Source organism: Amycolatopsis rubida, from assembly GCF_900115345.1.
GTDB classification, from domain to species: Bacteria; Actinomycetota; Actinomycetes; order Mycobacteriales; family Pseudonocardiaceae; genus Amycolatopsis; species Amycolatopsis rubida.
Genome location: NZ_FOWC01000002.1, coordinates 719,360 through 744,405 on the forward strand (window position 1 = coordinate 719,360; position 25,046 = coordinate 744,405).

22 protein-coding genes are annotated in these 25,046 nt (G+C 69.1%); 9 read left to right on the forward strand and 13 right to left on the reverse strand.

Annotation, left to right across the window (positions count from 1 at the left end):
• The first annotated feature begins 64 nt into the window (after window positions 1-64).
• Window positions 65-1,615 (forward strand): FAD-binding oxidoreductase, encoded by a 1,551-nt coding sequence (locus BM362_RS12375; RefSeq protein ID WP_093573196.1) that lies wholly within the window; start codon window positions 65-67, stop codon window positions 1,613-1,615.
• 4 nt (window positions 1,616-1,619) lie between these two features.
• On the opposite strand, the gene BM362_RS12380 is transcribed toward BM362_RS12375, so the two are convergent.
• The 3 genes from BM362_RS12380 to BM362_RS12390 all read right to left on the reverse strand — a co-directional run bounded on the left by BM362_RS12380 (window position 1,620) and on the right by BM362_RS12390 (window position 6,333).
• Window positions 1,620-3,035, reverse strand: a complete 1,416-nt coding sequence (locus tag BM362_RS12380) for a phytoene desaturase family protein (RefSeq protein ID WP_093573431.1) — start codon at window positions 3,033-3,035, stop codon at window positions 1,620-1,622.
• The gene (locus tag BM362_RS12385) at window positions 3,032-4,816 is read right to left on the reverse strand and encodes a DUF3556 domain-containing protein (RefSeq protein WP_093573197.1); all 1,785 of its coding nucleotides are present in this window, start codon (window positions 4,814-4,816) and stop codon (window positions 3,032-3,034) included. The genes BM362_RS12380 and BM362_RS12385 overlap by 4 nt, the downstream gene beginning before the upstream one ends.
• Before the next feature lie 74 nt (window positions 4,817-4,890).
• Window positions 4,891-6,333 carry a class I adenylate-forming enzyme family protein gene (locus BM362_RS12390; RefSeq protein ID WP_093573198.1) on the reverse strand — a complete coding sequence of 481 codons (1,443 nt, stop codon included), beginning with the start codon at window positions 6,331-6,333 and terminating at the stop codon, window positions 4,891-4,893.
• Between the two features lie 189 nt (window positions 6,334-6,522).
• Between BM362_RS12390 and BM362_RS12395 the strand changes: the two genes are divergently transcribed.
• The 4 genes from BM362_RS12395 to BM362_RS12410 all read left to right on the forward strand — a co-directional run bounded on the left by BM362_RS12395 (window position 6,523) and on the right by BM362_RS12410 (window position 10,571).
• Window positions 6,523-7,764 (forward strand): PucR family transcriptional regulator, encoded by a 1,242-nt coding sequence (locus BM362_RS12395; RefSeq protein WP_093573432.1) that lies wholly within the window; start codon window positions 6,523-6,525, stop codon window positions 7,762-7,764.
• Between the two features lie 200 nt (window positions 7,765-7,964).
• Complete coding sequence (locus tag BM362_RS12400) at window positions 7,965-8,249, forward strand: hypothetical protein (RefSeq protein WP_067576595.1); 285 nt, start codon at window positions 7,965-7,967, stop codon at window positions 8,247-8,249.
• Window positions 8,250-8,310: 61 nt separating this feature from the next.
• A complete protein-coding gene (locus BM362_RS12405) occupies window positions 8,311-9,063 on the forward strand; it encodes an SDR family NAD(P)-dependent oxidoreductase (RefSeq protein ID WP_067576253.1) in 753 nt (250 codons plus the stop codon).
• 650 nt (window positions 9,064-9,713) lie between these two features.
• Complete coding sequence (locus BM362_RS12410) at window positions 9,714-10,571, forward strand: LysR family transcriptional regulator (RefSeq protein ID WP_067576251.1); 858 nt, start codon at window positions 9,714-9,716, stop codon at window positions 10,569-10,571.
• Here the strand turns inward: BM362_RS12410 and BM362_RS12415 are convergent.
• The 4 genes from BM362_RS12415 to wzm all read right to left on the reverse strand — a co-directional run bounded on the left by BM362_RS12415 (window position 10,525) and on the right by wzm (window position 15,577).
• Window positions 10,525-11,421, reverse strand: a complete 897-nt coding sequence (locus tag BM362_RS12415; protein WP_093573199.1) for a hypothetical protein — start codon at window positions 11,419-11,421, stop codon at window positions 10,525-10,527. The genes BM362_RS12410 and BM362_RS12415 overlap by 47 nt on opposite strands.
• A gap of 129 nt (window positions 11,422-11,550) precedes the next feature.
• Window positions 11,551-12,057: a cysteine hydrolase family protein gene (locus tag BM362_RS12420; protein ID WP_093573200.1), complete on the reverse strand. Its 507-nt coding sequence runs from the start codon at window positions 12,055-12,057 to the stop codon at window positions 11,551-11,553.
• Between the two features lie 1,253 nt (window positions 12,058-13,310).
• The gene (locus tag BM362_RS12425) at window positions 13,311-14,390 is read right to left on the reverse strand and encodes a glycoside hydrolase family 3 N-terminal domain-containing protein (RefSeq protein ID WP_093573201.1); all 1,080 of its coding nucleotides are present in this window, start codon (window positions 14,388-14,390) and stop codon (window positions 13,311-13,313) included.
• A gap of 278 nt (window positions 14,391-14,668) precedes the next feature.
• Window positions 14,669-15,577, reverse strand: coding sequence for a galactan export ABC transporter permease subunit Wzm/RfbD (gene wzm, locus BM362_RS12430; protein ID WP_067576246.1), 909 nt, complete (start codon window positions 15,575-15,577; stop codon window positions 14,669-14,671).
• A gap of 58 nt (window positions 15,578-15,635) precedes the next feature.
• Here wzm and BM362_RS12435 point away from each other — a divergent pair, with 58 nt between their 5' ends.
• Window positions 15,636-16,964, forward strand: coding sequence for a class I adenylate-forming enzyme family protein (locus BM362_RS12435; protein ID WP_093573433.1), 1,329 nt, complete (start codon window positions 15,636-15,638; stop codon window positions 16,962-16,964).
• Here BM362_RS12435 and BM362_RS49910 read toward each other — a convergent pair.
• Both BM362_RS49910 and BM362_RS49915 read right to left on the reverse strand, forming a co-directional pair.
• Window positions 16,954-18,075: a chloride channel protein gene (locus tag BM362_RS49910; RefSeq protein ID WP_342029802.1), complete on the reverse strand. Its 1,122-nt coding sequence runs from the start codon at window positions 18,073-18,075 to the stop codon at window positions 16,954-16,956. The genes BM362_RS12435 and BM362_RS49910 overlap by 11 nt on opposite strands.
• Window positions 18,069-19,010, reverse strand: a complete 942-nt coding sequence (locus tag BM362_RS49915; protein WP_280142724.1) for a MarR family transcriptional regulator — start codon at window positions 19,008-19,010, stop codon at window positions 18,069-18,071. Before BM362_RS49915 ends, BM362_RS49910 begins: the two co-directional genes overlap by 7 nt.
• Window positions 19,011-19,249: 239 nt before the next feature.
• On the opposite strand from BM362_RS49915, the gene BM362_RS12450 reads away from it, so the two are divergent.
• Window positions 19,250-20,302: a reverse transcriptase family protein gene (locus BM362_RS12450; protein ID WP_093573202.1), complete on the forward strand. Its 1,053-nt coding sequence runs from the start codon at window positions 19,250-19,252 to the stop codon at window positions 20,300-20,302.
• 11 nt (window positions 20,303-20,313) lie between these two features.
• Here the strand turns inward: BM362_RS12450 and BM362_RS12455 are convergent, their stop codons facing one another.
• On the reverse strand, window positions 20,314-20,769 hold the full coding sequence (locus BM362_RS12455; RefSeq protein ID WP_093573203.1) for a hypothetical protein: 456 nt from the start codon (window positions 20,767-20,769) through the stop codon (window positions 20,314-20,316).
• Window positions 20,770-21,747: 978 nt separating this feature from the next.
• Window positions 21,748-21,942, reverse strand: coding sequence for a hypothetical protein (locus BM362_RS12460; protein WP_093573204.1), 195 nt, complete (start codon window positions 21,940-21,942; stop codon window positions 21,748-21,750).
• A 311-nt stretch (window positions 21,943-22,253) separates the two neighbouring features.
• Here BM362_RS12460 and BM362_RS12465 point away from each other — a divergent pair, with 311 nt between their 5' ends.
• Window positions 22,254-23,192, forward strand: coding sequence for an MCE family protein (locus tag BM362_RS12465; protein WP_067576591.1), 939 nt, complete (start codon window positions 22,254-22,256; stop codon window positions 23,190-23,192).
• Here BM362_RS12465 and BM362_RS12470 read toward each other — a convergent pair.
• On the reverse strand, window positions 23,182-24,063 hold the full coding sequence (locus BM362_RS12470; protein ID WP_244287133.1) for a class I SAM-dependent methyltransferase: 882 nt from the start codon (window positions 24,061-24,063) through the stop codon (window positions 23,182-23,184). The two genes, BM362_RS12465 and BM362_RS12470, sit on opposite strands and share 11 nt — an antisense overlap.
• Window positions 24,064-24,109: 46 nt before the next feature.
• Window positions 24,110-24,529, reverse strand: coding sequence for a PaaI family thioesterase (locus tag BM362_RS12475; RefSeq protein WP_067576238.1), 420 nt, complete (start codon window positions 24,527-24,529; stop codon window positions 24,110-24,112).
• 83 nt (window positions 24,530-24,612) lie between these two features.
• Here BM362_RS12475 and BM362_RS12480 point away from each other — a divergent pair, with 83 nt between their 5' ends.
• A complete protein-coding gene (locus tag BM362_RS12480; RefSeq protein ID WP_093573206.1) occupies window positions 24,613-25,032 on the forward strand; it encodes a MarR family winged helix-turn-helix transcriptional regulator in 420 nt (139 codons plus the stop codon).
• The last annotated feature ends 14 nt before the right edge of the window (window positions 25,033-25,046 follow it).

The window sequence follows — 25,046 nt, forward strand, 5'->3', positions numbered from 1 at the left end:
CCTCCTCAATGATTATTACCCTAGAGTAAGTTACCTTAGAGTCAATTCGGAAGGGAGCAGACGGATGACACGGTCCTGGTGGGGTTGGGGCGACCTCGAGGAAGCACTGACCGCCGAAGAGACCGAAGCGCTGGTCGCCCGCACGGCCGCCTTCCTGCCCGCCCACGACTTCACCGACCACGCTCCGCCCTCGCCGGACGACCTGCCGGTGCCGCCGTCCCGGCTCCGCCCGCCCGCCGCGCTGGCCCGGCTGTGCTCGACCGACCCGGCCGACCGGCTGTCGCACGCACGCGGCAAGGCGTTCCGCGACGTCGTGCGGAACCTGGAAGGGCGGGTCGAAGCGGTGCCGGACGTCGTCGCGCGCCCGGAGTCCGAGCAGGACGTGCTCGACCTCCTGCATTGGTGCTCGACCGGCGGCACGCCGGTAATCCCGTACGGCGGCGGCAGTTCCGTCGTCGGCGGCATCGAACCGCGGTTCCCCGCCCCCGCGGTGTCACTGGACCTCGGCCGTCTCGACCAGGTCGTGGAGATCGACCGGACGAGCCGCGCCGCGCGGATCCAGGCCGGGGTGTACGGGCCGGCGCTCGAAAACCAGCTCCGCCCGCACGGGCTGACGTTGCGGCACTACCCCCAGTCGTTCACGCACTCCACGCTCGGCGGCTGGCTGGCGACCCGCGCCGGCGGCCACTTCGCCACGTTGGCCACGCACATCGACGACCTCGCCGAATCGCTGCGCGTCGTGACCCCGGCCGGTGTCAGCGAGTCGCGACGGCTGCCCGGTTCGGGGGCCGGGCCATCCCCGGATCGGATGTTCCTCGGCTCGGAAGGCACTCTCGGCGTGATCACCGAAGCCTGGATGCGCCTGCAAGAACGCCCGCAGTGGCAAGTGAAAGCATCAGTCAGCTTCGCCCGCTACTCCGACGCGGTGCAAGCGACCCGGGCCATCGCCCAGTCCGGCCTGTACCCGGCGAACTGCCGGCTCCTCGACGCCGCGGAAGCGTTCCTCAACACCGGCGTCCAGGCAGACGGCTTGCTGTTGCTCGCGTTCGAGTCCGCCGACCATCCGGTGGACGCCTGGCTGGACCGCGCGCTCGAACTGACCGCGGACCACGGCGGCACCGTCACCGCCCGCCGCGGCGAGTCCGGTTCGGCCTGGCGGTCGGCGTTCCTGCGGATGCCCTACCAGCGCGACGCCCTCGCCCGCCGGTCGATGGTGGTGGAGACCTTCGAGACCGCCTGCACCTGGGACGCGTTCGAGTCCCTGCACGAAGCGGTCACGACGGCCGCGAACGCGGCGATCGCCGAGATCTGCGGCGCGGGCGTGGTGACCTGCCGGTTCACCCACGTGTACCCGGACGGCCCCGCGCCGTACTACGGCATTTACGCGACCGGTCGCTGGGGCAGCACCGTCGCGCAGTGGGACGAGCTGAAAACCGCGGTATCCGAAGCGATCCTGGCCAACGGCGGCACGATCACGCACCATCACTCGGTCGGCCGCGACCACCGCCCGTGGTACGACCGGCAGCGCCCGGACCCGTTCGCCGCCGCCCTCTCCGCGGCGAAAGACGCCCTCGACCCGGCCGGGATCCTGAACCCGGGCGTCCTTCTCCGCTGACCCGTCACCGCCGCAGATACCGCAACGCCCGCGCCGCCGCGTGGCTGCCGCACATCCCGTGCGCACCCGGCCCCGGCGGCGTGGCCGCGGAACACACGAAATGCCCGGGGACACCCATATCGTAGGGCTGCAACGTCGTCCGCGGACCGAAGACGAGCTGCCGTGTGTCTTTCGCCCCGGTGAGGATGTTGCCGCCGACGAAATTCGGGTTCCCCGCGGCGAATTCCGCCGACGAGGTCGTCACCGAACCAATGACCCGATCCCGGAAGCCCGGTGCGAACCGTTCGATCTGCGCGGTGATCGCCTCGGTGGCGTCACCAGCGTATCCGTGCGGCACATGCGCGTACGCCCACACCGGATGCACATCTCCGACCGAACGCGACGGGTCAGCCAGATACTGCTGTCCTAGCAGCACAAACGGCCGATCCGGCATCCGTCCATTGTGTACTTCGCGTTCACCGGCAGCGATCTCCGCCGCCGATCCTCCCAAATGGACGGTCCCAGCGGCGCGCGCTTCCGGCGACCGCCACGGAATCCCGCCCTGTACCGCGAAGTCCACTTTGAACGCGCCGGGACCGTAGCGAAACCGCTCGTACGCCCGCCGGATCCGCGGCGGCAACCGGTCGCCGAGCACCTGCGCGAGAGTGTCCGGTCCGACGTCCCACATCACCACGTCCGCCCGCGGCAGCCGCGAAACCGACTCCACTCGCACGCCGGTCTCGATCTTCCCGCCGAAATCGGCGACCAGCGCGGCCAAGGCGTCGCTGATCGCCCGCGACCCGCCCTCCGCGACCGCCCAGCCGTGCCGGTGACCAGCGGTAATGATGCCGAGCCCGATCGCCGACGACAGCGGGCGGTCGAGCGGACGGAACGCGTGCGCCGCGACCCCGAGCCACAGCGCGCGGGCCTGTTCGGTACCGAAGCAGCGGGCCAGCACGGTCGCCGGAGCGACTGTCGGCAGACCGAACCGGCCCAGCAGCAACGGATGGTTCGGCACTCGCAGCAGCGGCCCGAGGATGTCCTCGCTCAGCGCGTCGTAGTTCCGCGCGGGCGAAGAAAAGAGCGCCGACCAGCGACGTTCGTCCGAGCCGAGCCCGGCGGCTGTGCCGGAGACCGAGCGACGCAGAACACCGGCGCTGCCGTCGTCGAGTGGGTGCACGCAGTCGATCTCCGGCAGCCGCCAGCGCAGGCCGTACTGGTCGAGCCCGAGGTCGGTCAGCACCGGGGAGCCGACCGCCATCGGATGCGTCGCGGAGCAGTGGTCGTGCCGCAGGCCGGGGACGATCGCCTCGGAGGTGCGGGTGCCGCCGCCGATCTCGCCGGCGGCCTCCAGCACCGTCACGTCGACCCCGGCGCGAGCCAGCACGGCCGCCGCGGCGAGCCCGTTGGGTCCGCTGCCGACCACCACCGCGGTGGTCATGCCAGCACGCTGCTCGTCGCCGCCGGGCTCGCGGTCCAGGTGACGGTGAGCGGAATCGGGCCGTTCGGCAGCCACGGCTGTTCGTCGACCGCGTCGGCCACCGTCCAGTGGCCACGCTCGATCACCCCCAGCGCCGCGTCAATCACCTGGTAATGCTGCACCTTCGAGTGAATCGCCTGCGACTCGACCCACACCACGATCCACTCGCCGGGCGCGAACCCGACGCGCTTCTGCACCGCGTTGACGAAGTCGAGGTTGTGCAGGTGCCCGTCGCCGAAGTTGAACCCGATGATCGAGTTGCAGCCGAACTCTCCCTCGCGCACAGTCCGCGTTTCGAGATCCGGCAGGTTCTTCGCGAGCACCGAGAACAACCCGCGGCCCTGGCTGTGCATCGACCGCCACGCGATGGTCTGCTGCATGGTGATCTCGGCGATTTCCGCCGGGTAGCCCATCTCCTGCAACTGGTCGACCTGGTTTTTCGTCGGCCGGTGCGGCAACGTGTTCAGCTTCGCCTCGGCACCTGGCGCGAACGCCCACAGCGCCGACGCCCAGTTCCCCGCGTACTGCCGCATCGACGGCAGGAACGACACCAGATCCGGGCGCAGATTGCCCAGGATCGGGAAGAACAGCAGCGCGGCCGCGATCACGACGGCCAGCCAGCCCGGCGTCAGGTCGCCGACGCCGTACCCATCGCTGGCCGGGAAGCCGAGGAACAGGAAGATCGCGAAGTAGCCGAAGAGAATGTTCCACTCCAGCGGCACCGCCAGCGGGAACGTGGACGTGATGAACAGGTGGAACACCACCATCAGCGCGACCCCGGCGAGCGTCACCCAGTGATTGGTGGAGAACAGCAGCACCAGCGGCGTGATGATTTCCACCGTCGTCCCGCCGACGTGCGCCATGAACGACGCGAGCTTCGACGGGCGGATGTCGGCCGGGAAATTCCGGTAATGCGCGCGCTTCAGCCATTTGAACGGAACACACGGACTGTTGGACACCATCGGCGGCACCACATTCGTGAAGTGCTTGCCGAACTTCGAGACGCCCGCGCCGATCCAGACAATGCAGATCAGCAGTTTCGCGGCGATGATCATGGTCACGAACGGCAGGAAGGCGAAGAACACCAATGCGGGCAGATACTGTTCACCGCGAGCGGCGAGAAAAATTGTCTTGTCCCGCAGGCCGTTCAGCACGTACAGCACGATCGGCGCGATCAGCAATGCCGGGCGCACGAGTCCCGAGGTGTTGCCGGGCAGCGCGGCCGACAGTGCGGCGTCCTGGACACCGGGAAGCACGATCGCGGTCAGCAGCGTGGCGAGGAAAGCCAGGTACAGCAGCACGTCGAAGCCGTTCCGCCGGTCACCCGCGGTGAACGGCACGCGCTTCCACGGCCGCAGCCGGATCGTGCCGGGCCGCGCCCAGAACAGGATCCCGCCGGTCATCGGCTTGAACTTGCCCGCGATCGGGCCCCAGGAACCGGCGACGCCGAACGCTTCCAGGAAGACCGTCCACAGCACGAGCTTTTGGTAAACCACTGGCTCGTGCCACCACGCGGCCACGTCCCAGAACGGGCCGGCACCGGACGTCGAGGTCGCCAGCGCGACCCCGGCCAGCACGTAGAGGAAAACCAGCTTCACCACGTACGTCGCCGGAATCATCTTGGGCGAGCCGAATCCGAACTGGACCCAGTGCAGTGCGAGCGCCTTGGTTCGTTCGAACAGTGGCTTCCGCAGGAAGGTTTCCGGATCGACCGGGGGAAAGTCCCCTGTCTTGAACCCCATTGTTCTCCGCCTTTCTCCGGGCAGCATCGACCGGGCCCGCAGCCGCGGGCACGGATTTGTCGTGCAGAATCGGATCAGCCGGCCGCGGCGAGTTCCCGGCGCAGCGCGGGTTTGTCGATCTTGCCGACCGGGTTCCGCGGCAGCGCGGGCACGATGCCGATCCGCGCCGGCACCTTGACCCGCGTCAGCCGGGCCCGGCAGTGCTCAAGCAGTTCGGCCTCGCTCACGACCGCGCCCGGGTACAGCGTCACGGTCGCCACCGGCACTTCGCCGAGCACCGGATGCGGCGCGCCGACCACCGCGGCTTCCAGCACCGCCGGGTGTGCGTGCAGTGCGTTCTCGATCTCCTTGGGGTAGAGGTTCTCCCCGCCCCGGATGATCATGTCCTTGATGCGGTCGACCAGGACGAGATAGCCGTCCTCGTCGAACCGCCCGACGTCGCCGGTGTGCAGCCAGCCCTCGACGATCGTCGCGGCGGTCGCCTCGGGCCGGTTGAGGTAGCCGCGCATCACGTTCGGGCCGCGGACCACGACCTCGCCGGGACCGTCGGTCACCAGCCGACCCCGCGAGTCCATCAGCGCGACTTCCTGTCCGGGCAGCGGACGCCCGACCGTCCCCGGTTTACGCGGCCCGGCCAGCGGGTTCAGCGTCGAAGCACAGCTTCCCTCAGACAGCCCATAGCCCTCGACGACCACCACGCCGAACCGTTCCTCGACGCGCCGGATCAGCCCGGCGGGCATCGGCGCGGCCCCGCAGACCACCAGCCGCAGCGACGAGGTGTCCGGCCGCACAGTGTCCGGGAGACCCGCTAGCCGAGCGTAAATCGCTGGTACGGCGGAGAAATACGTCGGACGGACGCGTTCGATCGTGTCGAAGAAGTCATCGGCGCGGAATCTCGCGGTGATCGTCGAGCGGCCACCGGCGAGCAGCGGCGCGAGCACGCTGACCACGATTCCGTTGACGTGGAACAGCGGCAGGACCAGCAAACTGTGGTCTGCCGGTCCGAGTCCGAGCGCGTCGACGATCATCGCGGTCATCGCCCGCACGTTGCCGTGGTCGAGCACCACGCCTTTCGGCTGTCCGGTGGTGCCGCTGGTGTAGATGAGCAACGCGACCGCGTGGTCGTCGCCTGCCACCGGACGCTCGTCGGGAACGGCGGTCGCCAGTTCCTCGATCCGCATCGTCACCAGGCCCGAATCACCTTGTCCCACCACGACTTTCGCCCGTGCGTCGGCGATCTGGAACGAGGCTTCGCCGTCGGTCAGCTCCGGGTTCACCGGCGTGACCGCGGCACCGAGGCGCCAGGCAGCGAACAACACCACCGCGAACTCGACGCGATTCGGCAACCAGACCGCGACGACGTCGCCCGCGCCGACCCCTCGGGCCCGCAACGCGGCCGCCGCGCCGCGCACTCGCACCGCGAAACCGGCGTTGCCGAGTTCGCTGTGTTCGTCAGCGAGGCAGGGCCGGTTCGGGTTTCGCCGGGCCCGTTCTTCAGGCAGCGCCGCGAGGTGCATCGTCGAAGTCCTTTCCCAGGGCGGCTCAGGTGGGAAATGACGGTAAGGACGGGCCGTGACCCAAGCCATAGGCCGCAGAACCGAAGGCTCCGCCGGTTGTTGTGCCGGGGTCACAACCGCCCGCACCGAGGGAGTGAACGACGCCGCTCGCCTGTCGCCGGGGGCGGTCCGGTGGTTACCCTGACCGCCATGTCCGACGCCGTCGACGCCGTCGTGGCCGAGATCGCGCACGCCATCGACGCCGACCTCCCCGCCCGCACCGCCGAGCTCACCGACTGGTTCGTCGAGATGATCCCGGAGTTCCGGCACGACGAGACGGTCCGCAAGCTCATGATCGCCAGCACGTCGGCGAATCTGGTCGCGATCCTCGACATGCTGTCGCATTCCATCCCGCTCGACCGGATCACCGTCCCGCCCGCCGCGGCCGAGTACGCGCGCCGGTTCGCCCAGCACGAGCTGTCGCTGGAAGCACTGCTGCGCGCCTACCGGCTCGGCGAGCACCGGTTCGAGCAATGGGCGATCGAGGCACTGGGACGGCAGCCGAACATCGACACCCGGCTCGCGCTCGGCGTGCTCGCCGAACTGTCGCGCCGCACCAACCGCTACATCGACCAGGTCATCGAGGGTCTGATCGACATCTTCGAAACCGAACGCCGGCGCTGGAGCAGCCGCACCGGAGCCGCGCGGGCCGCGCAGATCCGGCTGGTGCTCGATTCGGACACGCTGACCGAGGACGCGGCACAGCAGCTGCTCGCCTTCCCGATGCGGCAGTGGCACTGCGCGGCGGTCGCGTGGCTGCCCGCCGAGGGCGCGGGAGAACTGCAGGCCGCGGCCCGGTTGCTCCAGGAGGTGTGCGGACGAGGTCCAGCGCTCACCATGCTGGCCGACGACCGCACGCTGTGGAGCTGGACGGTCAGCACGGAACGTGACGACATCGAGGTCGAACGCCTCCGCTCCGGCGTGGCAGCCATCGGCGGCGGCCTGCGACTGGCCCTGGGCGCGCCCGGCTACGGGCTGGCCGGGTTCCGCGGTTCCCTGCGCGAGGCGGTCCGGGCACGAGCGGTCGCGGAGACCGACGAGGACCAGAGCCAAAACGTGGTGCGGTTCGACGACGTCGCGATCGCCGCCCTGCTCACCGAACAGTCCGACGACGTCTACCGCTGGATCACGCGAGTCCTCGGAGACCTCGTCGCCGACGATCCCGGCACCGGGCAGCTGCGCGAGACGCTGCGAGTCTTCCTCGACACCGACGGCAGCTACACGCACGCCGCCGCCCGGCTGCACCTGCACAAGAACACCGTTCACTATCGCGTCCGCAAGGCCGAGGAACTGTGCGGACGGCCGCTCGCCGAACACCGGCTGGAAGTGGAAGTCGCCCTGCGTGCGGCCACTTTGCTGCGCAAGCGGCTGCCGTGGAACGAGCCCGGCTGATCCGTCAGTCCATTGTGGATTCTTTTGCCTTCGCGCGGCGCCGTGTTAGCCTGTCGCCGTGCTGCGCCTCATGACGTCCGAGCGACTCGTAACCCGGCGCGCCGGCTGAACCAGGCTGCCGGCGCGCGATGCCGGTATGCGGTTTTTTGCTTCGGGACCTGGCCCTCTTTTCCCGCCAGACCTTTTTCCCGGAGTACGCCATGTCCTTGAGCACCTTTTCCTCCGCCCCCTACACCTCCGGCCCGGCCATGCTGGTCCGCCGCCGGATCGCGACGTACTTCGTCGGCGGCATCGACCAGATCCCCGCCTTGGTCGCGACGCTGACCCAGCACGGGAAGCTGATCCACGAGCTGTCCGTCGACGTCCGCGAGGGAGTCCGGGAGAGCAGCATGGTCAGCACCGTCCTGGTCAGTCCCGACGCGCTCGACGCCCTGCTGGACGCGCTGCGGGCCCTTTCGTCGGTCGTCTCCGCGGAACTGGCCTGATTCGGCCCGTCGCGTGGCCCGGCGGCAGACTGGGGTCCCCACCAGTGAAAGGCACCCCCCCATGCGATTGGCGGACAAGATCGCCCTGATCACCGGCGCTTCGAGCGGAATGGGCAGGGCAGCCGCCCAGACCTTCGCCCGCGAAGGCGCGACGGTCGTCGTCACCGACGTCGAAGACGCTGACGGCACCGCCGTGGCCGAGGAAATCCGCGCCAACGGCGGCCAGGCCGAATACCGCCGCCTGGACGTCACCGGCGAAGCTTCCTGGACCGCCGCGATCGCCGACGTCCTGGACCGGCACGGACGACTCGACGTGCTGGTCAACAACGCCGGCATCAGCGGCACCTTCGACCCAGACCTGACCAGCACGGCGTTTTATGATCGGCTGCTGCAAGTCAACGCCCGCGGAGTGTTCCTGGGCATCAAGCACGGTGCGGCGGCGATGTCCGGCCGAGGCGGAGGTTCGATCGTGAACCTCACGTCGATCTCGGCGTCCATCGGGCAGGTCGGCGTCCATCTGGGATACGCCGCCTCGAAGGGCGCGATCAAGGCGATGACGACCACCGCGTCCGTCCACTATGCGAGCGAAGGCATCCGAGTCAACGCGGTGGCACCCGGTCTGCTGCCACCGATGCGAACCTCTCGCGGCTCCACCGATCCGGTGTGGCGAGCGAAGCAGGTCGAGGGCGTCCCGATGGGGCGGACTGGGGAGGTACAGGAGGTCGCGGATGTGATCCTGTTCCTGGCTTCCGCGGAATCCTCGTACGTGACCGGGGTGGAGATCCTCGCTGACGGGGGTTACACAGCCCAGTAGACGTTTTCGGGCGCGCTGGGGCCCCTGCGGATCCCGGCGGCAGTCCCGGCTCGCTGGGGGTGGCATCGTGACGCCGTCAGCCCTCTGTCTCGTGCCGACTCCCGCTCGACCTTGGCTCCCCTGATCCGGTGGCCGCTAGCCCCTCGGACACCCACCGCCGCGCGCGCCGACTCCCGCGGCCACTCGGTCCGGATTCCCTGGTCCGTCCTCGGGATTCGGCTCTCCGGCACTCACCACCTCCCGCCAGCCGCAGCGGACTCGTCGACGCCCTGACTCGCCCTGGCCACCATCGGAGCCGGCGCTGTGATCGCTGCGAACCCTCCGCCCCGCGCCAACTCCGCCGACCGCGGTCACTACCGGCCCTCCGCCCCGCACCAACTCCGCCAGCCGCGGTCACTACCGGCCCCGCCGCGCACCAACTCCACCAGCCACGGCCACTGCCGGCCCTCCGCCCCGCACCAGCTCCACCAGCCGCGGTCACTACCGGCCCCGCCGCGCACCAACTCCACCAGCCGAGCCCTGCGCACCCGCCCCTGCCCACCATCGAACTCTGCTGCTGTGACCCCCTCTGCCTCAATCAGCCGTCACCGACCGGCGCGCGCGGTACGTTCACCGGGCCACCGCCCGGTGGCGAGACGGAGGCGAAGCCGGTGGAACTGAGGCAGGTCGAACACTTCCTGGCTGTGGTCCGGCGCGGCAACTTCACGCGCGCCGCCCAGGACGTGCACGTCGTGCAGTCCGCTCTCAGCGCATCCATCCGGAAGCTGGAAACCGGCCTCGGCGCAGAACTGTTCGACCGCACCACCCGCCGGGTCACTCTCACCCCGGCGGGCGAGGCCCTGCTCCCGCTGGCCCGCCAAATCGCCGCGGACGTCGACTCCGCCCGAGGCGAGGTAGCCGCGGTGGCTGGCCTCGCGCGCGGCCGGGTGTCGATCGGGACCATCCAGACCCTGACCGTCGTCGACCTGCCCGCGAAGCTGGGCGAATTCCGCGCCCGCTACCCGGGAATCCGGCTGCGCGTCCGGGAAGGCACCATCCCCGGACTGACCGCCGCGGTGTCCGACGGCGAACTGGATCTGTCCTATGTGGGCGGTCCGCTGCCGGAGGAGCTGGCCGAATTCGCCAGCTGGCAGCAGAACCTGGTCCTGCTCACCCACCCCGGACATCGTCTGTCGGCCCGCCGCCGAGTCCGGCTCGCGGAACTGGACGGCGAGCCTTTCGTGGATTTCACCGGCAGCGGCCTGCAAGCCTTGGTCGACCGAGCCTTCACCGAGGCTGGCGTCCGTCGTGATCAGGTCTGCGAGGCGACAACCGTCCCGCTGCTGGTCGACCTGGTCGCGGCAGGCCTAGGCGTCACCGTGCTCCCAGAGCAGGTCGCCGCCCGGTCCGGACTGCCGTTCGCCCGCCTCACCCAGCCGACGCTGGCCCGCACCATCTCCCTGACCGGCCGCTCGGCAAACCTCACCAACCCGGCGGCACGGGCGCTGCTGGCCCATCTTCTCGCCTGACCCCGCGCACCGGCGCGAGCACCAGCGCGAACCCGGCCAAACCCAACGCCAGCGCGACGGTCGTCAGCCCGGTAATCCCGGCGACAAACGCCAATGCGAACGCCCTGCCGCCAAGCCGCCGCAGCAACCGGACAACATCCCGAGCAGCTCCGTCAGCCGACCCGACCCCGGTTGCCGGGTTGAGGTCGGCCATCAAGCCGCCGGTCGCAGGCTCGACGGCAGCCGCCACTTCGACATCTACCGCAGGCTCGACGCCGACCACCGGATTGACGCAGACCACCGGGTTGACGCAGGCCGCCCGCCAGGCGCTCGCCACCGACTCAACGCCACCCGACGGGTCGTCATCGGCCGCCAAACCGACGTTGCCCGCAGGCTCGGCACCAGCCACCGGTTCGACGTCGGCCGCAGGCTCAACGCCAGACGCTGACCCGACGTCGGCCCCAAACCCAGCGCTAGCCACAGACTCGACACCGGCCCCAAGCCCAGCGCTAGCCACAGACTCGACACCGGCCCCAAGCCCAGCGCTAGCCACAGACTCGACACCGGCCGCAGACTCGACGCTCACCGCCGGGTCGTCGCCGACTGCCGACTCGTCGCGCGCCACCTCATTGACGCTGGCCGCCGTGCAATCGCCCACCGGATCGACGGCAGCGTCCTCCGGTGCGCTCCCACGCTCGACCGTCGCGCCGAGGGCAGCGCCGTCCGGTGCGCTCCCACGAGCGTCCAGGCCTCCCTCACCGTCCAGGCCAGTTTCGGCGTCGGCGGACCGGTCCGCCGACACGTCACCGTCGAGGTGCCGGTCTTCGCTTTGTCCGGAGTTCTCGGCGGAATCGCCAGACGCAGACGTCATGGGCTGAGTATTGGCTTGCCTCGACCTCCCAGTCCAACACCTGTTTTCGCTGCGATTCAGCGATGAAATCGATCGCCCTCGCGAAGGCTTGTCGACGTGGCAGTCGCCGTCGGCTCGGCGGCACCGGGATCAGGCAAAGACCACCTCCTCGCTTCCAATCAGCTTCACGCCAGCCGCGGACAGTTCCTCGTCCACACGGGCGCTCTCCTCGGCGGCGGAGAATTCGTCGTCGTACGTGGCGTGGGCGTCTTGGACCAGCGTGCTCTTATGACCGCGCTTGAGGGCGGCCAAGGCGGGGGCTCGGACGCAGAAGTCACTCTGCATTCCGGCCACGACCAGCGGGCCGACTCCGGCAGCACGGAGCCCAGCTGGGTGCCGGCGAAGGAGTCGGGTGTCTGTTTGTCGACTACGTGCTCGCCTGGGCGGGCCTCGTGCACTAGTTCCCAGCCGGAGGTTCCGGGTACGTCGGGGTCGTCGCCGATGCTGTTGTTCCGGATGTGCACCACCTGCGCCCCCGGCCCGCGCCCGCTCCAGGACATGCGAGATCGCGGCGGCGACTCGGTCGGCATCGGGCACGGGAGCGGGCGGGAGAAGCATGTTGTTCTGGACATAGATGAGGAGCAGCACGAGAACCATGCCGGAAGCATCTCAGCGGGCACCGACAAAACCGGGGCTTCGGCGTTCGCCCACAGGGATGAACGCCGGACGAGGCCTTCGAAGTGGTCTGACGGAGCAGGTACCAGGCGGCGTTTGCCGGGACGGCTCTTCGGCAAGGCTTCCGCGTCGGGCTGTCGCGCCCGCCCTGCGTTGGCTCGGGCTACGGGTCTCGCCGTTCTCGCGCGGATTCCTGCTCGGTCGACGGTCTCGGATGCCGCATCGGGCGTTGCCGGGCGACTGGGTAGCGCGCCAGGGGGTGCGCCTCGTCCAATCGATGGCGGGCGCGGCGGGGTACGTCGTCCGACGGGGAGACCCAGCGGCGCGTCGAGTCGTCCGGAGGGGAGGCTGGAGGAGCATTCGGCGGCGGGACGGCAGAGCGACGCCGGGCGGCGCGGCGCAGGAACACTACGGCCAGCACCACGAACACCGCGGCGACGGCCACCAGGAGCCACCAAGCTTGCATTCGTCCTCCCGTCGTGGGTGGGTCGCACGCAAGGGTGCCCGTTCAGCACGAGGACAGCGCGATGTCCACACCGCCGGGTGTCACCGGAACGGGGGTTGTTTGCTGGATAATCGCGAAGAGCCGGGCGGGTCCTGCTTCAACGACGCTAACTGGTCCGCATAACGACGGGGCTTCACAGTGAAGCACACGGACGGTGCCAAAATTTTGCCGCGCGGCAACGCACGTGGAGTCTGGAGCCGCGAGAAAGCTGCCACGCAACATAGGATCTCGGTGGGAATGGCTAGCGCCGCAAAGGTGCGAAGCATGACGCTGAGTGTCCCGGCCCGCGGCGCGCAGAGCCTCCGGCCAACCACGCCGAAGCCGCACTCACCCAAGCGACAACCTCACCGGTGAACGGCTCGCTTCACCCCCGCAGCACCAACTCGCGCACCTCACCCAGACCCACACGACCCTGCCCGCAAACAGCTCACGCCCCGCAGCAGCAAAAGCCGCACCTCACCCAGACCCGCACTACCCCATCCACGAACGACTCGCCTCTGCAGGCAGCAAAAGCCGCACCTCAGCCGAGCACCGACAACCTCACCGGCGAAGGGCTCATTTCACCCCGTCCCGCAGCACCGACGCCCGCACCTCGCCCCGGCCCGCTCGACCCCACCGGCAAACAGCTCACGTCACCCCCGGCAGCACCAAAGCCGGACGGGCCCATCGGCGACGCAGCAACCGAAAGCCGCATCGCACCCAATCGCACACGGTCCCACCCGCGAACGACTCACTTCACCCCGTCCCGCAGCGCCGAAACCCGGTCCACCGCCGCGGTGAAATCTCCGCTGGGCAGGGATCCATCCGACAACCCGGCGGCCAACGCCGAAGCAGCATCGTCCCCCTGGCTCACGTCTCGGGCCGAGGCCAGGATCAGGTCCATTCCCGCCTTCGCGGCCAGCACCGCGCGGTTTCCCGTTCCGCCATAGGACTTCAGCGCACCGGCTTCCAAGGCGTCCGTCACGGTCACCCCGGCGAAGTTCGTGTCTTTTCGGAGTTCCCGCACGGCCGTTGGCGAGAGTCCGGCGGGGTGGGAGGGGTCAAGCGCGGGGTAGACAGCCCACGAGAGCATCACGAGCTTCACGCCAGCGTCGACCATCGGACGGTAGGGGGCCTCGTCCTTGGCACGCAGTTCGGGCAAGGGCACGTTCAGCGTCACCGGGCCGGCGTCCGTGTCGCTTCCGGCGGGCACGGCGCCCAGGCCGGGGAAGTGCTTGGCCGTCGCGGCGACGCCCGTTGACTGCTGGGCCGTGACGAAATCCCGGCCCAGCGCACCGGCCACCTGAGGGTCCTGACTGTATGAGCGGTCGTATTTGTCGATGAAATTGCCCGGTTGGCGGTAGACATCCAGAACCGGCGCGAGGTTGACGTTCATTCCTGCCCCGGCGAGGTTCTGGCCGGCACCGGCGCCCGCGGCTTTGGCCGCGGCAGAAGGGTCAGCGGACTGCGCTACCTGCTTCTCCGACAGAACGGGCTCGCCGGGCAACCGGCGGACCTTGCCGCCTTCCTGATCGGTCATCAGCAGCAACGGACGACGCACCGGGCTTTGCGCGTTCGCGTCCCGCAATTGTCGTACCACGTCGCTGATCTGCTGGGAGCTTGAGATGTTCTCGCCGAAGAAGATTACGCCTGCCGCCTCGCCGGCGCGGATTCGTTGCAGCAACGAGGCGGGCGGCGTCAGACCAGGATAGGAGTAAATCACCCGCTGTCCGGCGAGCTGCCGCGGCGTGAGTCCGGCGGGAGTGGCGGCGACCGTGCTCAACGCGAGCACCGTCACGGCCAGAGCCAGCAATGCCTTCCGACGCTTCATGCGACCTCCGTTCACGAGCCGTAGGACCACGCTAACCCCCGGCGGGCGGGCGTGCTCGGCTGCCGGGGGTTAGCGCGGTGAACGAGATCGCCGAAGAATGGCGGGCACAGCGATATCTGGTGGGTTCAGGTGCGCGGCGGGTCGTCCGCATGCCGGTCGAGAGACCGAGCGGCACCGGCGTCCCGGCTGCCCTCGAAGGTGCAGGACTCGCTGCTGCCCGCGCGCGCGAAATCAGACCGGACAGGACTCGCTGCCCGGGTTGAGTCCTCAGTGGACAATCAGACCCAGTAAGCGACCCGAGCCCGGTAATTGCGCAGCACCAGCATCGCCAGCGACCAGCCGACCACGGTCACCACACCCGCGACCAGCCAATGCGTCCAGCTTTGCTGCTGCCCGACCAGTGGTGCGCGCACGATCTCGACGAAGTGATAAACCGGGTTGAGCTGCAGCAAATTCACCGCGATGGAGCCGAATCCTTCGTGCGAGGCCTGGTTCATCGCGCGGACCTGGTCCATCGACCACATGATCGGTGTCGCGTAGAAGAGCATCGTGATGAAGCTCTGGATCACCGGCGGGATGTCGCGGAACCGCGTGGACACCACGCCGAACAGCAGCACCACCCACGCGCCGTTCAGCAGGACCAGGATCAGCGCGGGCACGGCGAGCAGCATTCCCCAGCCGAGCCCGGGGTGCAGCAGTGCGTATTCCTTGTCCACCAAGCGGTACGGGTGCGAGAGCTTGCCGAAGAAGATCGCCAGCACCAGCACGTACACGACGAGGTTGTGCGCCAGATACAACGCCTGCCGCCACACCGTGCGCAGCGCGTACACCGACACCGGAGCCGGCAGCTGCTTGATCATCCCTTCGTTCGCGATGAACGTTTCCGAACCCTCAACGATGCAGCCGTTCATGAAGTTCCACAGAATGAGCCCGGTGGTGATGCTCGGCAGCAGGGTCGAGATGGAAGTGCCGAACAACGCGGAGTTCACGACACCCAGCGCGAGCGCGGTGACTGCCATCCCGACGGTGATCCACAACGGCCCTAGCGACGAGCGCCGGTAGCGCTGTTTGATGTCCTGCCACGCGAGCAACGCCCACAGTTCCCGGGCACGCAACCCGGCCTGCAGATCGGCGAAGGCTCGACGCCAGCTTCTCGGGTCCGCGTCGATCGCGGGCGGAGCGGTCATGACCACGAACCTAGCCGCGATCGCCGTTCTCGGCCAACACACGACTACGGTGTGCCGGGTGAGCTTTTTCCTGTCCCGCGTCCTTTCCGCGCTCCGCGACGGCGGCGACACCGTGCTGTTCCACCACGACGACACCACCATGACGTACCGGGCGGCGTCAGAACTGCTGTCGAGGCTGTACGGCGGGCTCGCCGAGGTGCGCGCCGTGGTGGCGATCGACGCCGCCAACCGGCCGGAAGTGGTGCTGACCCAGCTTGCCGCGCAGCTGCGAGGGCTGGAAGTAGTGTTGATCGCGGCCTCCGCGAGCCGTCCGGCGCGAGCGGCGACGCTCGCGGCGACCGGGGCGACCCTGCTCACCGATGCCGAACTCGACACGCTCGCCATCGCGCGACCGTCCATTCCGGACAATTTGCCGAACAGTGTCACGGCGATTTTCCCCAGCGGCGGCACCACCGGAACTCCGAAACTGATCCGGCACAGCGGAATCTACGACGGCGTCGCCCATATCTTCCAGCCGGACGGCACCAAAACCGCTCTCGTCACCGCGCCGCTCACGCACATGACCGGCAACGCGGCCGTTTTGGGCGCGCTCTGCTGCGGCAACACCGTGGTACTGCACCGTGAGTTCAACGCGGAGAAGCTTCTCTCCGATGTGGAGCGGCATCGCGTCACCACATTTTCCCTTACCCCGCCCCGGCTAGCCGCCGTACTCGACCATCCACATCTGGCCGCCACGGACGTGTCCAGCGTGCAACAGCTTTCCCTCGGTGCCGCACCGCTGGCGCCACGCAGGTTGGCCGAGGCGCTCAAGGTGTTCGGCCCGGTCGTCGGACAGGGATACGGGCTCACCGAAGCGCCGATGATCGCCAGCATTTCCGCGGACGAAGTCCTTGCCCGGCCGGAACTTCTCGGTTCCGTCGGCCGCATCGTGCCCGGCATGGAAGCCCGCATCGCGGATGGCGAAGTGCTCGTCCGCGGGCTGTCGATGATGGACGGCTACCACGGGAAACCGCCGATCGGCGACAGCTGGCTGCGCACCGGCGACCTCGGCCGCTTCGACGACGAGGGCTACCTCTACCTGGAGGACCGGATCGACGACGTCATCGTCACCGGCGAGCACGGCACGAAGGTCTCCTCGACCGCGGTGGAGCACGCGCTTCTCAGCCACCCCAAGGTGAAGGCCGCCTCGGTCGTCCCCGCACCGGGGCCGGACGGAACCCTGCTGCACGCCGTGGTGGTCGCCGAAAAGACCACCGCTGACGAACTGCGCGACCAGGTCCGCGAAGAACTCGGCGGCGAGCACTTCGTACCGTCCACTGTGGAGTTCCGCGGCGAGTTGCCGCTGACCCCAGTGGGCAAAGTGGACAAACAGCGGCTCAAGCGTTGACCGACCGGCCCAGCAAGCGTTCCCGGTGATGTTCCTCGCGCAGGTCCCGCCGCCGGGCGTGCAGCAGTTGCGCCAGCGTCACCTTGCCGAGTACCCGCGACGGGTCGTGCCGGTCGACCACCAGCGCCTGCGTCGTGTGCCCGAGCGCCAAATCGTTCGCGACGTCGCGCAGAGTGTCGTCCTCGTACACGACGACATCGGCCGACATCTGCACGTCCGGTTGGTGCGTCATCACTTCATGCACGAAGAACGTCTCAAGTGGATCGGTCGTGTACTCGCGAGTGAGGTGCAGCCGCCGCCGCGCGATCTTCTCCGTGAGCACGGAACGCTTGAGCAGCAGCACCGAAAGCGCGTACGCCGAGAACGACGCGACGACGAGCGGCAGCAGATAACTCCACGCGTGGGTCAGCTCCAAAGTGAACACAATGCCGGTGAACGGCGACCGCAGCACGCCGCCGACCACCGCGGCCAACCCGCCCGTCGCCCAGAACCCGGGCGCGATATGCGGTAGCAAGCCGCCTTCCGCGGCGCCGATCATGAATACCGGTGCCAGCACGCCTCCAGAGGTCCCGGATCCCAGCGAAAGCGCCCAGATCAGCGTCTTCACGACCAGGTTCCCGGCAATCAGCGACGCGGTCGCGTGCCCGGTGAGCAGCGTGTCGATCACGTCGTAGCCGACGCCGAGCGCGTGCGGTTCGATCAGGCCGCCGATGCCGATCACGAGGCCACCGATCGCGGGCCACCACATCCAGTGCACGGGCAGCCGCCCGAAAAGATCCTCGGCGAAGTAGACGAGCGCGGTCGCGCCGATCGCCAGCAACCCGCCGGTCAGGCCGGGGACGAGGGCGAGACCGCCGGCGGCCGGGCCGGGGCTGGCCCCGGTGAACGGGACTCCGAAGACCGGTCCGGTACCGAGCAGGAACCCGCGGCACACCGTCGCGACCGACACCGCGGCAGCCACCGGCACGAGACTGCGCGGCCGCCACTCGAAGAGCAACAATTCGACCGCCAGCAGGACGGACGCGAGCGGTGCGTTGAAAGTCGCCGCCATCCCGCCCGCGGCACCGGCGACCAGCAGAGTCTTGCGTTCGTCCGCGGACAGTTTCAGCAGCTGCGCGAGGGATCGAACCGACCGCGCCGCCGGTCATGATGATCGGCCCCTCGGCCCCTCGGCCCCTCGGCGCCGAACGGGCCGCCGGTGCCGATGCTGACCGCCGCCGACACCGGTTTCAGCACCGCTCCGCGCGGGGCCACCCGGCTGCCGCCGGTGAGGATCGCTTCGATCGCCTCCGGCATGCCGTGGCCGCGGATCTTCTCCGAGCCGTAGCGCGCCATCAGGCCGATCACGAGCCCGCCGACAACCGGCGCGAGCAGCACGAGCCACCACGGATGGTGCTGCGCGCCCGGCGCGACGAGATCCGTCGCGACGCGTTGGTAGAAGACCAGGTTGGTGATCAAGCCGATGAGCTTGAGCAGCGCGAACGCCGCCACCGCCGCCGCGCCGCCCACTGGCAGCGCGATCGCGGTGATCAGCAGCATTCGCGGATTGACTGCGAAGTCGCCGAGGTGCGCGGCCCGCGCCGGAACCTTCACAGCCGGCCCGGCCCCGCCGTGGGCACGCCCGATGCCGATTCCGCCGCCATGACCAGGTCGCGGACCGCCGTCGAGACCGCCTCGTTCCGCGCGGCAGGCACTTCCGCGAGCAGCTCGGACAGCGCGCGCTGGCACCTGCCGACGACCCCCCGCCACGACCTCGCGCCCGGCAGCGGTGACCTCGATGGTCACCACCGTGCGACGGTGCTCGTCCTCGCCGCGCACGACGTACCCGTGCGCTTCGAGCTTGTCGGCCAGCCGGGTGACCGAGGACGCGTTAACGCCCATCACCTCGGCGAGCCGCGAACACGGCACCCGTCCCAGGCTGTCGAGCACCACCAGCAATCGCACCTGCGGGAAGGTGACGCCGCGCGGGGCGGCGTGCGCGCTGTCCCAGGCCACGGCCACGAGCACGCGAGTCAGCCGTTCGAGAGCGGCCACGTCGTCCGGCACATCTTGCATAGTGCAAAAGTTGCTATAGGCAATGCTTCGGGTCAAGGGGGTGCTCGGTCACCAGGGGTTCCTTCCCGGGCTGCCGGTCGTGTCGGTGATCTTGGCTAGGGTGGGTTTCGGCGACGCGGAGGTGAGCCGGTGGAGGACCACCCACTCCGGGGCAACCCCGGGGAGCAGCACGACACGTATCCACAGCGCCCCGCGCAGCGGCGGCACGCTCCGCGTGCGAGACAGCGCGGATGAACGGAGAACGAGTCGCCTCCGCGTCGCTGCTCGAACCGATGCCGGTGTGGCGCTGGCCGGTCGCCCGGTGGACCACGTTCGACGAATGTGCCGCCGCCCTCGACCTCACGCCGGGCGAGCTGTCCTGGTTCGCCGACGAACGCGGCTGGCACCGGCGGTCCCGGCCGGTGCTGCGGCATTACAGCTACCGCTGGATCCCCACGTCCACCGGCGGTGCGCGGCTGATCGAACGGCCGAAACCCCGGCTGGCCGAGGTACAACGCCGGGTCCGCGGGCACGTGCTCGACGCGCTGCCGGTCCACGAGGCCGCACACGGTTTCCGCCGCGGCCGTTCGATCCACACCTGCGCCCGCCCGCACGCCGGGCAAGACATGGTGGTGCGGCTGGACCTGGCCGGCTTCTTCCCGACCGTCTCCGCGTCGCGCGTGCGGTCGCTGCTCGACCTGGCCGGCTACCCGCCAGCCGTCGCGTCCGCCATCGCCGGAATCCTCACCACCCGCACCCCGGTCGACGTCCTGCGCGCCGCACCCGCCCGATCGGCCATGCTGGGCCATCTCGCCGGCACGCATCTTCCGCAAGGCGCACCGTCCTCGCCCTCGGTGGCCAATGCGGTCACCCATCACCTGGACCGCAGGCTCTCCGGCCTCGCCGCCGTGCTGGGCGCGAACTACACCCGCTACGCCGACGATCTTGCCTTCTCCGGCGACGCGAGCCTGCCGCTGCACCGGCTGCTGCCGGGCGTCCGGCGGATCGTGACCGACGAGGGGTTCCGCCTGCGCGACGACAAGACGTCAGTGAAACCGGCTTACCGGCAGCAGCGCGTCGCCGGGTTGGTGGTGAACGCCGCGCCAGCCGTCGCCCGCGCCGAGTACGACGAACTTCGGGCCGTGCTGCACAACTGCGCGCGCACCGGCCCGGCACCGCAGAACCGCGCCGAGCACCCCGATTTCCGCGCGCACCTGCTGGGCCGGATCGCGTGGATCAGCGCCACGAACGCCACCCGCGGCACGAAATTGCGCGACCTGTTCGACCGGATCGACTGGTCGTGAACGCGACCGGTTCAGACCGGCAACAGGCTGAGATTCCGCTCCATCTCGGCCCACCATCCGGCCGCCGGAACATCCCGCGGCTGAATCAACGAGGCTTTGACCAGAATGTCGGGCCGGTTTTCTCGCCAAGCGTAGGAAAAAAGCTCGTCGTAATGCACCCGCGGAAGCCATCCCTGTTCCCGGCCCGCTTCCAATCGCATGAGCTGCCGAGCAAGATCCATACTGCTTGGCGCACAACTGCGAAACGCGTTCGAAAATCTTTGCACGCCCACCGCGTCGCCCTGCCGAACCGCCTGGCAGGCAAGGAAAAGCGCCGTCACGGCAAGGACGTCCGACCGGCGCACCCCGCCCTCCGCCGCCAGATGTTCCGCCAGCTGAAAACTGCGCTTCCGCCGCCCCCGGCGCACCATTTCCGCCAGCGCTCGCTGCTGCCGAATGAGATATTCGTCTTCCCGCAGATACTGCACAGCGTTTCCTCCCCCTGCGCCCGGTCCCGACCCAGGCCGCTTCCCGGTACAGGATGCTCCACCAGGGTGACAGATACGTCGGCGACACTCAGCCGTTCGGAGCAAAATATCACCCAGAGGCATCGACAGTACCCGACCGCGCAAGTCCGGGAATCCTTGTTGTGCCGCAGGAATCGGGCGGCTCAGCGCGGTGGGCGGGAGTTTGTGGCGCGGGAGGGTTTCCGCATCGGCCTAGCGCTTTGGGTTGGGTTGCCGGTGCGGATGGGGCGAGTTGCTGCAGAATCCGCATTCCACGATGACTGACTGCAGCAGATACCCGGCAGCGAGCGGGACGGTGACTGCGAAACGCTTTCACACCAAGGGCTTGGTTCCGGCAAGCGGAGCAGGCCTCCGCACAGTTCGCGTCCGGGTCGCCTTGGGCAGCGCGGTTTTCGAGTTTGATTTCCGGGCGCGATTTCACCCGTTCGGCCCAGTCGGGCGCGTCGGATCGAGAGAACGAAGCGCAGGGAGAGAAAGCCCGTGCACGGAAGGATTCCCGGCCGCGCGGCGCCCAGGGGACCTGACACCGAGGACGTGCAAACCGAGAGAGGCGGCCTCGGGCACGTCGAGCGTCCGAGAGCGCGCAACCTCTCGCGCGCAGAGCGTGTGGCATCACGAGCACGGTGACGAAGCTTGCGGGACAGAACTGGATTTGCTCAGCCAAGGTCCACCCCCGCCAGGGTTCCGGACAGACTCGGCTGCCCGGTCAGCTCGCCGGCAATCGAGGTCCCGCCGGGTTACGCCACCCGTCAGCCCCGAAACCTCTCACCCGCACCAAACGCCGAACCGTCCAGCCCGGCACAGCTCAGTCACGACCAGCCCGGCCCTCCCCAGGACCAGGCTGGCACATCAGCCGACAACCCCGCGACCGGCTCGCACGCCGGCCGCGGCGTGTTCTTCCCCTGAAACCTCGGAGCACTCCGGCGGAACCGAAGCGCCTCAGGCGACCTCGGTCCGGCTGCCGCCCGGGGCGTGCAGCCCCAGCATGTCCAGCAGCAGGGCGCATTCCTGCGCGTCCTTGGACCGGGACGCGACGGCCAGCGCCGCCTTGCGGCGACGTTCCTCCTGCCGGGCCACGTCCGTGTCGTCCACGAGGTCTGGCGCCGGGTGCAATCCGGTGGTCAGGTCTCGCATGGTGGCTCCTCCCCGATTGGCGTGGGCGCGGGTTCCCCGCGCTCCCTGCACACCCCTTCAACGGCCGAGCCGCACCGGATGTTCCGATGACTCCGGTCACGTCTGCCAGCCAGACCAGAATGACACAAGGCGGGAGCCGCCGGTGCGGCTCCGGAAAACGGACCGTGCGCAGGGCCGGAAGCCCATCGTCCTAAGTGGACACACCGGGAATGCGCCCATTCGGGTGGCGTGAGTGGCCTCACCCGGCCGGGCGAGCCACTATCCACGCTGTGCGTCCCGATCGGCGCCCCGTGCGCACCGCTCTCGCCGGGATGACCGTGCTCGTCCTCGGCGTCCTCACCGCGCTGCAGGCGCCGAATCTGCCGATTATCGGCGACGGCACCGCGTATGCCGCCGAGTTCAGCGAAGCCGCGGGACTCCAGACCGGCAGCGACGTCCGGGTCGCGGGAGTGAAAGTCGGCCGGGTGTCGGAGGTTTCGCTCGACGGCGCGTCCGTCCGGGTGTCGTTCCGGGTGTCGGGGGCGTGGCTCGGAGACCGGACATCCGCGTCGATCCGGATCAAAACGGTGCTCGGGCAGAAATATCTGGCGCTCGACCCGGTCGGTGCCGGACCGCTGGATCCGGACACGCCGATCCCACGCGACCGGACCACTGTTCCGTATGACGTCCTGCCCGCGTTCCGGCAGCTGGCCACGACCGTCGACGCCATCGACACCACCCAGCTGGCGCAGAGCTTCCGCGCCATTTCCGGCACCTTCGCGCACACCCCGGCCGACGTCCGCGCCACGCTGACCGGACTGTCGCGGCTGTCCGATTCTCTCTCCGCCCGGGACACGAAACTGGCTCACCTTTTGGCTCAGGCGCGCACAGTTTCCACCACTCTCGCCGACCGCGACACCCAGCTGACCCGGCTTCTCGCCGATGGCAACCAGTTGCTGGACGAGGTGCGGAAACGCGCATCGGCCATTCAGTCGCTGCTCGCCGGAGCCCGCCGGTTGAGCAGCGAAGTGTCCGGGCTCGTCGCCGACAACGACCGCGAACTCGGCCCGGTGCTCGCCCAGCTCGACCGGCTCACCGCGCTGCTCGAACGAAACCGCGCCTCACTCGCGGACGGGATCCGCGAACTGGCCCCGCTCGTCCGCTTCGCCGCGAATCTCGCCGGCAACGGCCGATGGATCGACGGTTACCTGTGCGGCTTGATCTTTCCCGCGATCGGGCCGGTCAACGAGCACGGCTGTTTCAGTCCATGAGCCCCGGTCCGCCGGTGATCCGCACGGTGACCTGGTTGTCGTTGTAGGTGTAGGCCTCGTAAGCGAACTCGACGCCGGTCTTCTCGACGTGTTCGGTCCACGCCCGGTATTCGTGCCGTTTCCAGCCGGGGAAGTTGAAGAACTCGTCGAAGTGCACGATGCTGCCGACGCGCAGCCGCGGGCCGACGTTGTCCAGCACCGTCTTCGCGGAGCTGTAGAGATCGCCGTCGACGTGCAGGAAATCGACCGGACCGGGGTGTTTCTCCAGGAATCCGGGCAGACTGTCGGAGAACAGGCCGACGACGAGTTCGGCCCCCGGCACGTCGGGCAGGTCGTCGCGGGCGAAGGCGCCGGCTGGCATGCCGTTGAGCCACGCCTCGGGCAGGCCGTCGAACGAATCGAAGCCGTACACCTCGGTCGCCTCGCGCGCGGCCGTGATGGTGCGCAACGTGTTGCCGGACGCGACGCCGAACTCCAGCGCCATTCCGCCGGTGGGCGCGAGGGAAAGCGCGTACTCCAGCGTTTCCTTCGGGCTGCCGAAATGCTCTGCCCCGATCAGGCTTTCGCGCGCGAAGACGTTGCTCTCCAGCGCCGCGTCCTGATCGCCGGCGTACACGATGTCGCGGCGGCTGCGGATCTCGAACTCGACCACGCGGTCCAGCAGGCGGCCCCCCTGCCAGGCGATCTCGGACCGCAGATCCTCGCGCGTCCGTTCCAGCTCCGCGCGCAGTTCCGAGCGCAATTCGGCGAGCTGCTCGGTGTGCGGATCGTGCAGGCGGGCCGCGGCCCGGCGCAGCACCAGGCCGGCCTTCCGGCGCAGCGCAGGGCCCAAAGTCCTGGTCGTCAGCCGATCTTGGCTTTCCTGGTTCATCCCGGGACGATAACCGACAACCGGACACCGTCCCGAACTGCCCGGTTTACCCGGAAGTAGCCTGCCGCCTCACCACCGCGGATCCCTGTGCGGCCGCGCATAACGCCGAGTTTCCTTCTCCGTCCACTGTGTACAGATCGCAGCGGCACGTCGCCCGCGAACGGCTCGCTTGGACGACCGTCGCTTCCGCACGCAGCAGCATGCCGTCGGCGGGCACGAGGTAGTCGATGGAGAAGCCGCTCGTGAGCAACTGCGGACCGAGCACGGTTCCGGCGGCGAAGGTGAGCGCGTTGTCCGCGGCGTAGGCGAGGACGCCGCCGTGCAGGTAGCCGTTCTGCTGCCGGAGGTCGTCGCGGACGTCCAGTTCCAGCACCGCGCGTCCGTCGCCGAATTCCTCGACCCGCGCGCCGAGCAGGACGCTGAACGGTTGTGCGGCGAGCCCGGCGCGCGCGAAGTCTAAGTCCATTTCCGATCCTCACTTCAGTAGTGAAGTACTTCAGTAGTGAAGTGAGGATGGCGGCGGGAAGAGAACACTGTCAAGATCCCCGCATGGCCGCCGACGAACGTCTTTTCTTCCTGCTGCAGAGCGCGGCGCACCGGCTGCGCGTCGAGGGCGACCGGCGCTGCCTCGCCGCGGGCGGCGTGACGACCGCGCAGCTCGGCGCACTGCTCGCGGTGCACGACCAGCCGGGGCTCACCCAGCGGGAACTGGCCACCGAACTGGGCCAGCGCGAATCGGCGATCACCGCGATGACCGGGCGGTTGATCGAGGCGGGGCTGATCGTCCGGCAGCCGCATCCAGAACAGCACCGGGCGCTGGTGCTGGACCTGACCGCGGAGGGGAACGCGACGATCGCCCGGTTGCGGCCGGTGATCGAGTCGTTCAACCGCGAGCTGCACGCGCTGCTCGGGGACGCGTTCGGGCCGACCAGCGAGGCACTGCGATACCTCGCTGGCTGGCCCGGCTAACCCCCGGCACACCT

Excerpts from the sequence above, each read along its gene's own strand:
- BM362_RS12375 (WP_093573196.1), top strand. The coding sequence starts at position 65 with ATGACACGGTCCTGGTGGGGTTGGGGCGACCTCGAGGAAGCACTGACC.
- BM362_RS12380 (WP_093573431.1), bottom strand. The coding sequence starts at position 3,035 with ATGACCACCGCGGTGGTGGTCGGCAGCGGACCCAACGGGCTCGCCGCG.
- BM362_RS12385 (WP_093573197.1), bottom strand. The coding sequence starts at position 4,816 with ATGGGGTTCAAGACAGGGGACTTTCCCCCGGTCGATCCGGAAACCTTC.
- BM362_RS12390 (WP_093573198.1), bottom strand. The coding sequence starts at position 6,333 with ATGCACCTCGCGGCGCTGCCTGAAGAACGGGCCCGGCGAAACCCGAAC.
- BM362_RS12395 (WP_093573432.1), top strand. The coding sequence starts at position 6,523 with ATGTCCGACGCCGTCGACGCCGTCGTGGCCGAGATCGCGCACGCCATC.
- BM362_RS12400 (WP_067576595.1), top strand. The coding sequence starts at position 7,965 with ATGTCCTTGAGCACCTTTTCCTCCGCCCCCTACACCTCCGGCCCGGCC.
- BM362_RS12405 (WP_067576253.1), top strand. The coding sequence starts at position 8,311 with ATGCGATTGGCGGACAAGATCGCCCTGATCACCGGCGCTTCGAGCGGA.
- BM362_RS12415 (WP_093573199.1), bottom strand. The coding sequence starts at position 11,421 with ATGACGTCTGCGTCTGGCGATTCCGCCGAGAACTCCGGACAAAGCGAA.
- BM362_RS12420 (WP_093573200.1), bottom strand. The coding sequence starts at position 12,057 with ATGGTTCTCGTGCTGCTCCTCATCTATGTCCAGAACAACATGCTTCTC.
- BM362_RS12425 (WP_093573201.1), bottom strand. The coding sequence starts at position 14,390 with ATGAAGCGTCGGAAGGCATTGCTGGCTCTGGCCGTGACGGTGCTCGCG.
- wzm (WP_067576246.1), bottom strand. The coding sequence starts at position 15,577 with ATGACCGCTCCGCCCGCGATCGACGCGGACCCGAGAAGCTGGCGTCGA.
- BM362_RS12450 (WP_093573202.1), top strand. The coding sequence starts at position 19,250 with ATGAACGGAGAACGAGTCGCCTCCGCGTCGCTGCTCGAACCGATGCCG.
- BM362_RS12460 (WP_093573204.1), bottom strand. The coding sequence starts at position 21,942 with ATGCGAGACCTGACCACCGGATTGCACCCGGCGCCAGACCTCGTGGAC.
- BM362_RS12465 (WP_067576591.1), top strand. The coding sequence starts at position 22,254 with ATGACCGTGCTCGTCCTCGGCGTCCTCACCGCGCTGCAGGCGCCGAAT.
- BM362_RS12470 (WP_244287133.1), bottom strand. The coding sequence starts at position 24,063 with ATGAACCAGGAAAGCCAAGATCGGCTGACGACCAGGACTTTGGGCCCT.
- BM362_RS12475 (WP_067576238.1), bottom strand. The coding sequence starts at position 24,529 with ATGGACTTAGACTTCGCGCGCGCCGGGCTCGCCGCACAACCGTTCAGC.
- BM362_RS12480 (WP_093573206.1), top strand. The coding sequence starts at position 24,613 with ATGGCCGCCGACGAACGTCTTTTCTTCCTGCTGCAGAGCGCGGCGCAC.